This is a genomic window from Achromobacter sp. D7-1 (assembly GCF_059760445.1).
This window is the reverse complement of sequence record NZ_JCBAMT010000042.1, coordinates 1-9,926: the sequence shown is the minus strand read 5'-3', so window position 1 is coordinate 9,926 and position 9,926 is coordinate 1. Positions and strand designations below refer to the sequence as shown.

Sequence of the window (9,926 nt, the reverse complement as noted above, 5' to 3'; positions counted from 1 at the left end):
ATCGTCGCTCGACACTTTTTGTGCGGACGCATGCAGCGCCCTGATTTAAACGATTCCGAGCCATCCGGCGCAACGCCGGACGGCCCTGTTGTAGTCTTGCCCGCGTACCGCCGGGCCTGCGCGTGGCGCCGCAAGCCCGTCTTGCCCTACAGCATCTGCTGGCTGATCGCCGCGATGTCCGCGGCGTTCAGCGTGCCGGCGGCCTGCTTGAGCTTCAGGCCGTCCAGCAGGAAGTTGTAGCCAGCCTCCGCCTGCTGGCGCTTGGCGTTGTATAGATTGCGCGTCGCGTCCAGCACGCTGACGATGTCGTTCAGCCCTGCCTGGAAGCCCTCTTCCTTGAGTTTCAGCGCCAGCTCGAACGATTCCACCGAGCTGTTCAGCGCCTTGATCCGGTCGATGCCGATCACGATGTTCTGGAACGACGAGAACACCTGGCGCTGCACCTTGCGGCGGGTCAGGCTCAGGTCGGACGAGGCCGCGCTCAGACGGCTGGCCGCCGCGTGGCTCATGCCGTAGGTGTAGCCGCCCTGGAAGATCGGCACCGACAGGTTCACCGTGAAGCGGGTGTCGGCCACGGTGCTGCCGCCGCCAAACAGGCTGCCCCCCGTTTCATTGCGGCCCGTGGAGGCGCGCAGATTCACGCTGGGGTAGTAGCCGGCCTTCTGCACCGACACCTCCTTCTCCGCCACCGCCACGCCTGCCGAGGCCGCGCGGATCGACCAGTTCTGGTCCAGCGCCGTGCGCAGCCAGGCCTGGGGATCGTTGGGCAGGGGCAGCGTCATCGGCAGATCCTTGCGCACCGGACGCAACTTCAGGTTGCCGTAGCCGACGATCTCCTGCACGGCCTGCTGCTTGTCGAGGTAGTCGTTCCTCGCCAGCAGGGTGTTGGCGTCCTGGATGTCCAGGCGGGCCTGGACTTCGCTCAGGCCAACGCGGGTTTCCTGGCCGCTTTGGTAGCGCGCCTGCACCAGCTCCTGCTGCTTCCGGGTGGTGTGGCGTTCGGCCTCGGTCAGTTCGATCTGATCCTGCGCGGCCAGGACGCTGAGATAGGCGGTTGCCGTGCGCAGCATCAGGTCTTGCTGTGCATAGGCGTAGCTGGCCACCTCCTTGCGCTCGGCCTCCTGCGACTGGCGCCACTTGTGATATGCGCCCAGCTCGAAGATCGGCTGGTTCAGGGTCAGCGCCCAGCCGTTCTCGGCCCAGTTGGCGCGGCCCGTCTGGTAGACGCTATTTTCGCTGTCGACCACGTTCTGACGTACGCGGCTGCGATTGACTTCGCCGCTGATACTGGGCAAGAGACCCGCGCGGGCGGACATGACGCCATACCCTACGGCCTGCAGCTCCTGGTAGGCCCCCTGCATCTGCGGATCATTCTGCAGCGCCATCATGTAGACCTGATCCAGCGTCATCGGATCGGCCTGGTCCGGCAACTGGGCGCCGTTGTACGCCGGCATGTTCTCCGCCAGGTACGACGCTGGCGCCGGGAACGTGGTGTTCTCGTCGAAACGCGGCGCGGGCGCGGGCGGAACCTCGTCCATCTGGGCGCTGGGCGTCGTCTTGCCAAAGCCCGAGTCCTCTTGCGGGGTGTGCTGGCCGATCTTGAGCGTGCCGCTTTCGGTTTGCGGACTGGAGGACGCCGCAGCCGAAGCAGACGCGGTCGCGGAAGCCGTTGCGGGAGTGGACGCGACCGGCGCTTTCTGGTCGCGCGTCGCGCAACCCGCCATGCCCAATGCGGCCAGCGCCGCCACCGCCAGCAGGCCCTTGCGCGCATGCGCCAGGCGGAAGAGAAGCTTGTCGTTGTCAGTCATAGTAGACAGTCAGAAACTCGTGTCCGTCCCGCGCGGCCCCCGCGGCCAGGCTATAGAGGCTGCGGGGCTCGTCGGGCAAAAGAAAACCCAGCACATCGCTTTCCGCCAGAGCCAGGCTGGCGGCAAGACGCAAGAGGTCGGGAATGAAAGCTCTCAAGGGCAGGTCTGCCCCGCGAAAGGTCAGCGTGAACGAATCGCGCCGGGTATCGGGCTCGTCCACTTCCAGGAACATGAAGCCGGCCGGGTCGGCTGCCACGCATGCTTGCGCCACGATCGCCTGCGCGACCTGCCGCAGCACCGGGTTGGCGAGCTTGGCCAAATAGGGCTCCAGATGCGCATCGAACGCCGCGCGGTCCTGCAGATAACGCATGCGATAAGTGGTCACGGCCGCCTCGCGCTGCGTGGCCGGATGCCATTTGTAGCCGCAGCCCAAAGGCAGGACGCCATGCTGGCGCAGCGCCTCGGACGTGGGCATGAACTCCAGGTAGACGCGGTACGTGCCGGCGGCGCCGTCGGGTTCGTAGGCGAAGAACATGGCGCGCGCATGCTCCATGTCCTGCACCACCCGCATCCACAGCGACTGCGGCATGGCGAGCGCGCGCGACAACGTGGCCAGGTCCAGCTGGCGCCAGTTTTCGCGCTGGATGCCCAGCATGAAGCGATTGCCGACCAGGCCCGCGGCCGAAAACTTCATCGACCACTCGACCCCGTCGATCTGCCGGTTCTTGAACACCGCGAGCAGGCGGTCCGCCCAGATCCGTTGCTCCCCCCGCAGGGTATGCAGGGGGATCTGGATCTCGGGCTCGGCGCCGGCTTGGCTGGGGGCCGGGCCGATCGCGGGAGTCAAGGTGGCGGTCAGCATGGCCCTGCGGCGCGGATCAGGCCGCGGACGCGGCGGGCGCGGCGTCCTGCTGCTGCGCCTTCAAGCGGCGTTGCTCGTCCAGTTGCATGGCCAGGCGCTGGACGTTGCCCAGCGAAGCGCGATGCAGTTCGATCAGGCGCAGGATGCCGGCACGGTGCAGCTCGGTCACGCGGGCATCGTCGATGCCGGCGAACTTCTGCTCGTCCACGACCCAGAAGCCGCTCAGGTAGCGGTCGCCGTCGGCCTGCGAAATCGTGATGGTCTTGGCCGTGAGCAGGCCCAGCTCGTTCAGGCGCTGGGCCATGCTCTTGGTCAGTTCCATCTCGCCCTGGAACACGCGCAGGAATTCCATCATCTGCGTCAGGTAGCCGGTTTCCTTGCCGTCTTCGAACAAAGCCACGCCATCGGCGGTATTGACGCCGGGATAGGACTCATCGATGCACACGGCCAGTCGGTCGGCCTCGGCCGTAGTGCCCAGCACGAAGGGATAGCGGCGGGCAAAGGCAGGCACATAGGTGTCGGCCTTCCAGGTGCCCAACTCGGTCACGAACAGGTTGGACTTGTCTTCCAGGCCCAGCAGCACGGCTACGTGGAAGTTGCCGGCGTCGTCGCCCACGAACACGATGGGATAGTGGCGGCCCGCGTCGGCGAATTCGCTGGCTGCGATGGGTAGCGCATTCGTGTCCTGCGCGAATGCGTAATGATCCGGCTGAATCTGGATCCTGGTGTCCTGGTGCGCTGCCCGATCCAGCGCCACAGCCCGTTCATAAAACACAGTCGCTGACATGCTTCCAACCCTCCTTGCCTGTTTTTGCCAGTCACTAACCAGAGCATTACGTAAAAGTTGCACACACTGTTTCTGAAATGCAGCCTTTTTCGCTCAAGTCAATGCATCATTTTGTCTATTGACTGCAAGTATTAGACGGTGATTGAAACTCTTCGTCTATACCTGAAACTAGGTATATCTCTGTATGGCGTAAGGCTTTTTTCTGAGTTACAACTAGTAATATCGTAATAAATTGATGTATTTCACATTGATGCGAGCAATGGTGCGTAAAAAAACCCGCCGCCGGGGCAACGGGTTCTTGATTGCGTTGGCTAGCTTGTCGGCCCCAGCGTTCCCGGCGCGAATTGCCTCACGCCAGTCCCGCAAACCCTGCCGCTCGCGTCACGCCCATCAGCTGGCGGCCTGACAAGCCAACAGTTCCTTGTCGGTAATCACCCACTTGTCGGCGCCGTCGATCTGGACATCTTCGAGCACGCACTGATCGCCGTCCTCGTCGACGACACGGACATCCCACTTGCCCCGAGTCACGCCGGACAGAGTGAGCGAATCGCCCTTTTGCAGCACGTCTTTGTCCAGGTGGTCTTCGCCCCAGCTTTTTTGCTTGCCGGGCGAAAAGTAGATCTCGTGGATTTCCCAGGACGACTGATTAACGAACACGACGTCCGCAGCCGCGGCGACGATGGGAAAGCATGCCAAAGCCGCGACTGCAAATTGCCGAACCTTCATTTATTCACCGTTGGTAGAGTGGGTTGAAATAGTTGATGCGCACTCTAGCCAACGAAGTCATGCGCGCCTATCACTGAAATCAGTGATATTGCGTCGTCCGAAGGTCATGCAGTCCAGCTCAAGACCAGCCCTTCACGCCAGCCGATGAGACCCATAGCCGGGCTGAGTCCCGCCGCGGTCCGCTCTGTCAAGAAGTAAACAGACAGCCCGCTGCCAACGCACGTAGATTGCTCCTGACGCGGCCTGGCCGCATGGGCCACGGCCATCGGAGACCATCTTGAGCATACGCGGCAAAGCCTACATCGTCGGCGCCTACGAACATCCTCTGCGCTACGCCCCCCAACATTCCGTGGCGCAACTGCATGCCGAATGCGCGCTAGGCGCGCTGGCCGATGCCGGCCTGAGCCTGGCCGACGTGGACGGCTACTTCTGTGCCGGCGACGCAGGCGTGAGCCCCGCCATGCTTGTCGATCATATGAATCTGCGGTTGCGCCACGTCGACGGCACCGAAATCGGTGGCGGATCGTATCTGGCGCTGATCGGCCACGCCGCGCAGGCGATTGCCAGCGGGAAATGCCGCGTGGCGCTCATCACTCTCGCGGGCAAGCCGCGCAGCGCAGGCCAGGCAACCGGCACGGAAGCGCGTCAACTAGGACCAGACCGCCCCGCGGCGGCCTGGGAAGCTCCCTACCGCTGGACCGTCGCAGGCATCTACGGAAATTTCGCGCGCCGCCACATGCATGAGTACGGCACCACTCCCGAGCAACTGGCCTGGGTCAAGGTCGCGGCTTCGCATCACGCGCAGCACAACCCGCACGCGTTGCTGCGCAAGGTGTATAGCGTCGACGACGTGCTGGCCTCCCCCATGATCGCGGATCCGCTGCGCCGGCTGGACTGCTGCGTCATCACCGATGGCGGCGGCGCGCTGGTGCTGGTCGCGCCCGAGGTGGCGCGCAGCCTTTCCCGTCCGCGCATCCGGGTGCTGGGCTGCGGCGAAACCATACGCACCAACAACGGCGGCCATCACGCCGACATGCTCCACACCGGCGCAACACGCTCCGGTCCGGCGGCCTTTTCCGAGGCTGGAATTACGCCGCGCGACGTCAAGTATGCGTCGGTGTACGACAACTTCACCATCATGGTGATCATGCAGCTCGAAGACCTGGGCTTCTGCGAGAAAGGCGCAGGCGGGCGTTTTGTCGCCGACGGCAACCTGATATCGGGTGTCGGACGGCTGCCCTGGAACACCGACGGCGGCGGACTCTGCAACAACCACCCGGCTAATCGCGGCGGCATCACCAAGGCCATCGAAGCCGTGCGCCAACTGCGCGGCGAAGCCCATCCCGCCGTACAAGTCCCCAACTGCAACCTGGCCCTGGCCGCCGGCCCCGGGCTGGTGTTCGGCATAGGCCACTCGCACGCCACCGTCATCCTGGAACGCGAATGAACATGGAAAGCCACGCCAAGAACCTCGAGCATGATCCCTATGCGCAGGCCAACCCGGAAAGCCTGCCGTTCTGGGAAGCTGCGGCGCAATGCCGCCTGGTGCTGCCGCGCTGCCGCGCCTGCGGGAAATGCCATTGGTATCCACGCGGCATCTGCCCGCTGTGCGGCTCCACCTCGCTCGACTGGGTCGACGCGCAGGGTTCCGGCACGCTGTATTCCTTCAGCGTCATGCGGGCCGCAGCTCAGCCGTACGCCATCGCCTACGTGCAACTGGCTGAAGGACCGCTGCTGCTCACCAATATCGTCGACTGCGATCTCGACCGCCTGCGCATCGGCCAGGGCGTGCGTGCCGCCTTCCGGCCCACTCCCGAGGGACGCTGCGTCCCCGTATTCACCGTCATGCCTGACTGAAGGAAACGCCGCATGAAAATCGAATCCATCGGCCGAAACGCTCCGGCCCGGCCCAACAGCACCCGCCGCGCGCTGCTGGCCGCCATCCCGGCGCTGATGCTGGGCGGCGGCGCCCTCGCCCAGAAAGCCGGTTTTCCCGCGCAACGCGTCACGCTGCTGGTGCCGTACACGGCCGGCACCGCGGCCGACGCCGTGGCGCGTTTCATCGCCGCCAAGCTGACCGGCCTGTGGGGGATCACTGTGATGGTGGAGAACAAGGCCGGCGCCGACGGCGTCGTAGGCACCCGGGCCGTGTTGCAGGTCGCCGCCGACGGCCACACCGTGCTGTTCACCGGCCCGCCGTTTCTCTACAACACCGAGATGCTGGACTCTGCGCCCTATGTGCCGCTGCGCGACTTCCAACCGGTCGCGCGCTGCTCCAGCGCCATGTGGCTGTTTGCGGCCAGCAAGCATGCGCCATTCACCAGCCTGCGCGAGCTGATCGAGTTGAACCGGCGCCAAGGCGGCAGCGTGGATATCGCCGTTTCCGGGTCCGCGGCCATGGCGGTCGCGACCGCGCTGAAATCGACCACTGGCGTGCGTTTCAACATCGTTCCCTACACCAGCACCTCCCAGGCCATAACGGATGCCGCAGCCGGTCACGTGGACGCCGTTGCCGCGGCCATCGCTGGCGTCGCGCCGATGGTGCGCGCCGGCAAGCTCAACGCGCTGGGTGTCAGCGGCCCGACGCGCTCCCTGGCCGTGCCGGAAATTCCCACGCTGGCCGAAGCCGGCGCCACGGGATTCGGCTTCGTGTCCTGGAACGCCGCATTCGTGCGTAGCGGCACGCCGCAGGCAGCCATTGCCGCGCTGGCCGATGGCATGCGCAGCGTCACGATGAGCGCCGAGTTCCGCGAGTTCGCCCGAGAACAAGGGGTGGAGCCTTCCTTCATGGGGCCCGACGCCTGGCCGGCCGAAGCAGCCGCCGAACAAGCGCGCTGGTCAGCGCTGCTGCGCCAGGCGGGATTCATCAAACCCAAACAAGGCTGAACCTGAATCATGGAGCACTCACGGTGCATCACCCCTCCCGCGTCCTCCATCGACGTCCACGCCGCGTTCGGTGACATGCGTCACTGGACCACCGGCCACATCATCGCCAGGCGCGCGGCGGCCAACGGTTCCGACATTTTTCTGCGCGACATGGCGGACGGCAGTCTCCATACCTATATGGACCTGCACCGCCGCAGCAATGGCATCGCTCAGGCGCTGCAGGCCCAGGGTATCGCCCATCGCGACCATGTCGCGGTGATGCTGGAAAACTGCGCCGCCCAGGTCTTCTGCTACGCCGCGCTAGGCAAACTGGGCGCCGTATCGGTGCCGATCAATACCGCCGCGAAAGGCCAACTGCTGCGCTACTACCTGGACCATGCCGACTGTTCGGCGATCGTCGTGTCGGACAGCCTGGCCGGGTCGCTTTGCGACATCATTGCCGACTTGCCGCGCCTGAAGCGCATTTTCATCGTCGGCCACGCTGGCGCGGCCGCGCAACGGCTGGCGGCCGCCGCCTCGATCCATGCCTTTGCGGCCGATGCGGCCTGCGATGAAGCGCCTGATTCGTCCGTGCGCTTCGACGACCTCGCCTACCTGCTCTACACGTCAGGCACCACCGGCCCGTCCAAGGCCATCATGATCACGCATGCCTGCGCCCACTTCTGGGGCGAACAGAACATACGCTATCGCCACTTCCGGCCCGACGACGTCGACTATGTTTTCCTGCCGCTGTTCCACGCCAATGCTCTGCTGCTGGGCATGACCACCGCGCTCATGGCGGGCAGCGCCATCGCGCTGGCACGGCGTTTCTCCGCCAGCCGCTTCTGGGATGAGGTGCGCGCAGCCGGCGCCACCCGCTTCAACGCCATCGGCGCGGTCGGTAACTTCCTGTATGCCCAACCGCCCGACGGGCGCGATCCAGAACACCAGGTCCGGGTCTGCTCGCTGGCGCCGCCACCGCCCTTTGTTCACGATTTCGAACGACGCTTCGGCATCAAGGTGCTCAATGGCTACGCGCTCAGCGACTACTGCGCCGCCACCTGGAGTCCCCTGGATGCGCCTGCTGAAAAGATCTTCAGCGTGGGCCTGGCACGCGACAACGTCCGGCTACGGATCGTCGACGATGACGATTTCGATGTCCCCGCCGGAGCCTCCGGCGAAATCCTGTTGCGCGTCGAACAGCCCTGGGCAACGCCGCTGGGCTATTACAAGATGCCCGAGGCCACGATCGCCGCGCACCGCAATGGCTGGTTCCATACCGGCGACCGCGGCCGCATCGATGCCGACGGCTACCTGCATTTCACCGACCGCAAGAAAGACGCGATCCGGCGCCGGGGCGAGAACATCTCGGCCTACGAAGTGGAAAGCATCCTCCAGACCCACCCGGCCATACGCCAGGCGGCAGTCTATCCGGTGCGCTCCGAATTCACCGAAGACGAGGTCGCGGCCTCGGTCATCCTACGCGACGGTCAGGCGCTGGCAGCCGATGAACTGGTCAGGTACTGCCAGGAAAACATGAGCAAGTTCATGGTTCCGCGCTTTGTTGAGTTCGTCGCCGAGCTGCCCCTGACGCTGACCAACAAAGTCGAGAAGTACAAACTGCGCGCGCGCGCCGAATCCAACCTGCAAAACCTGTGGGACAGCCAGCGGCCGCTCCCCGCCACAATCGAGAGGCAGGAACCATGACCAGGCACAAACTGGTGGTCTTCACCAACCCCGTCGAAGGACGGGAAGAGGAATTCGACGACTGGTACATGAACACACACATGCCGGACGTCATGCGCGTGCCTGGCTTCGTGTCCGGCCAGCGCTATGCGTGGTCGCATGCGCAGGCCAGGCAATATCCCCAGTCTTGGCGCTACATGACCATACTGGAGATCGAAACCGAGGACCTGCAAGGCACGCTGGATGATCTGCTGTCGCGCGCCGGCACGCCTGCCATGCGCATGTGCGACGCGCTGGACGAGCACCGCATCGTCTATGCGTTCACGGCGGCCACGCCTGTATTCACGGCGGGGCCTGCAGGCGGCATTGTTTACGCCTGCTAGCGCCCACAGCCCCAGGCGGCTTTCAGCGCCGCGGAGGCTGCCATAGCCCGCGGCTGTAGCTGGCCAGCGCGTCCAGATCCGGAATGACGATGATGGCGCGCCGGTAATCCAGCAGGCCCAGCGCTTCCAGATGGCCGAGCTTGGTGGCCACCCAGCTGCGCGAAGCATGCACCATGGCGGCCAGGTCCTGCTGGGTCAGGCCATGGATTTCGCCGCGCGGTCCCGCGCCGTCGAGCGTGGCCAGTTCGCACAGGACCTGGGCAAGCTGCAGCGGCGTCTGCTCTTCGGCGCGATAGCGGCGCTGCACGCTGGTGGCGCCAAAGCGCGCCAAGGTCATGGCGATGTTCAGCGATAGGCGCGGCATTGTTTCCATCAGGCGCAGCAGGTTGGCGCGATCGAGCTGCGCCACCACCGTCCGGTCCAGGGTTTCCAGCGACGCAAAGGCCGGTTCGTCGAGCATGGTCGATATCACGCCCAGCATGGCGTTCCTGCCGAACACGTTGCTGGATTCCCTGCCATCGCGGGCGACCTGGACGCTGCGCATCCGCCCGCTGACGATCACACTGATGCATCCGGCCTTGGATCCCTGCCGCAGCAGGACCGTCCGGGGAGCCAGTTCACGCCGCGTCATGCATTCCCCAATATGCTGCCGCTGGGCCTCGGAAAGCCCGTCCAGCGCGGTATCCCACATCCTCGCCTCCTCCTGCTCGAGGCTCATTCTAGAGCGCGCAACACAGGTTTTTCCACGAGGGATGGATCTGCCGCATCATCGCTTTCCCGGAGAAGGCACGCGGCGGCCGGCCCTGGCC

The 9,926-nt window shown here is 64.9% G+C and carries 10 protein-coding genes; 5 read left to right on the top strand and 5 right to left on the bottom strand.

The features are described from left to right. Positions 1-146: 146 nt before the first annotated feature. The 4 genes from AC6LKD_RS18440 to AC6LKD_RS18425 form a co-directional block, all read right to left on the bottom strand. Complete coding sequence (locus AC6LKD_RS18440) at positions 147-1,808, bottom strand: TolC family outer membrane protein (protein ID WP_013395542.1); 1,662 nt, start codon at positions 1,806-1,808, stop codon at positions 147-149. Next, the gene (locus tag AC6LKD_RS18435; RefSeq protein ID WP_013395543.1) at positions 1,801-2,670 is read right to left on the bottom strand and encodes a hypothetical protein; all 870 of its coding nucleotides are present in this window, start codon (positions 2,668-2,670) and stop codon (positions 1,801-1,803) included. The genes AC6LKD_RS18440 and AC6LKD_RS18435 overlap by 8 nt, the downstream gene beginning before the upstream one ends. 16 nt (positions 2,671-2,686) lie before the next feature. Continuing rightward, the gene (locus tag AC6LKD_RS18430; RefSeq protein ID WP_498117046.1) at positions 2,687-3,457 is read right to left on the bottom strand and encodes a SapC family protein; all 771 of its coding nucleotides are present in this window, start codon (positions 3,455-3,457) and stop codon (positions 2,687-2,689) included. Positions 3,458-3,847: 390 nt separating this feature from the next. Further along, the gene (locus AC6LKD_RS18425) at positions 3,848-4,183 is read right to left on the bottom strand and encodes a hypothetical protein (protein ID WP_498117045.1); all 336 of its coding nucleotides are present in this window, start codon (positions 4,181-4,183) and stop codon (positions 3,848-3,850) included. 277 nt (positions 4,184-4,460) lie between these two features. Here AC6LKD_RS18425 and AC6LKD_RS18420 point away from each other — a divergent pair, with 277 nt between their 5' ends. Genes AC6LKD_RS18420 through AC6LKD_RS18400 form a run of 5 tightly spaced genes read left to right on the top strand, consistent with a single transcriptional unit; the run spans position 4,461 to position 9,117 of the window. Then, positions 4,461-5,630 (top strand): thiolase family protein, encoded by a 1,170-nt coding sequence (locus tag AC6LKD_RS18420; RefSeq protein WP_013395546.1) that lies wholly within the window; start codon positions 4,461-4,463, stop codon positions 5,628-5,630. Then, positions 5,627-6,040, top strand: coding sequence for a Zn-ribbon domain-containing OB-fold protein (locus AC6LKD_RS18415; protein ID WP_013395547.1), 414 nt, complete (start codon positions 5,627-5,629; stop codon positions 6,038-6,040). The genes AC6LKD_RS18420 and AC6LKD_RS18415 overlap by 4 nt, the downstream gene beginning before the upstream one ends. A 12-nt stretch (positions 6,041-6,052) precedes the next feature. Beyond that, positions 6,053-7,069: a tripartite tricarboxylate transporter substrate binding protein gene (locus AC6LKD_RS18410; protein WP_013395548.1), complete on the top strand. Its 1,017-nt coding sequence runs from the start codon at positions 6,053-6,055 to the stop codon at positions 7,067-7,069. A 9-nt stretch (positions 7,070-7,078) separates the two neighbouring features. Beyond that, positions 7,079-8,755 (top strand): ATP-dependent acyl-CoA ligase, encoded by a 1,677-nt coding sequence (locus AC6LKD_RS18405; RefSeq protein ID WP_498117044.1) that lies wholly within the window; start codon positions 7,079-7,081, stop codon positions 8,753-8,755. Continuing rightward, complete coding sequence (locus AC6LKD_RS18400; protein WP_498117043.1) at positions 8,752-9,117, top strand: hypothetical protein; 366 nt, start codon at positions 8,752-8,754, stop codon at positions 9,115-9,117. Before AC6LKD_RS18405 ends, AC6LKD_RS18400 begins: the two co-directional genes overlap by 4 nt. Positions 9,118-9,139: 22 nt before the next feature. Here AC6LKD_RS18400 and AC6LKD_RS18395 read toward each other — a convergent pair whose 3' ends face one another. Beyond that, positions 9,140-9,808 (bottom strand): Crp/Fnr family transcriptional regulator, encoded by a 669-nt coding sequence (locus tag AC6LKD_RS18395; RefSeq protein WP_013395551.1) that lies wholly within the window; start codon positions 9,806-9,808, stop codon positions 9,140-9,142. Positions 9,809-9,926: the final 118 nt, after the last annotated feature.